Source organism: Thalassospira sp. UBA1131, assembly GCF_002311515.1.
Classification (GTDB): Bacteria; Pseudomonadota; Alphaproteobacteria; order Rhodospirillales; family Thalassospiraceae; genus Thalassospira.
Genome location: NZ_DCAO01000104.1, coordinates 127,987 through 128,298, shown reverse-complemented (window position 1 = coordinate 128,298; position 312 = coordinate 127,987). Strand labels below are relative to the sequence as shown.

General features: G+C 56.1%; 1 protein-coding gene. It reads right to left on the bottom strand.

Annotated features, from left to right (window positions below):
• Positions 1–257: Ohr family peroxiredoxin (locus B3Z49_RS16760; protein WP_296992939.1), on the bottom strand; the 257-nt coding region annotated here is incomplete at its 3' end.
• Positions 258–312: the final 55 nt, after the last annotated feature.

Below are 312 nucleotides of genomic sequence, written 5' to 3'. Positions count from 1 at the left end.
CCGACTTCAGCCGAAACCCCGACGTCATTTGGCACCTTGATCTTGGTCTGGCCGCTGGCAGCCTTCATGGCGCCGATAAAGCAGGCCGAGTAACCCATGGCAAAAAGCTGTTCCGGGTTATGACCGTCACCGCCAGCACCGCCGAGTTCCTTTGGCGTGGACAGCTTGACATCAAGCGATCCATCGTCAGTCGAAGCGCGGCCATCGCGGCCACCGGTTGCAGAAGCGAGTGCGGTGTATTTGACATCAACAGACATGGTTTTCATCCTTTGTTTGAACATTGGTTCGGTTGGTGATTACCCGGCTGTTAGG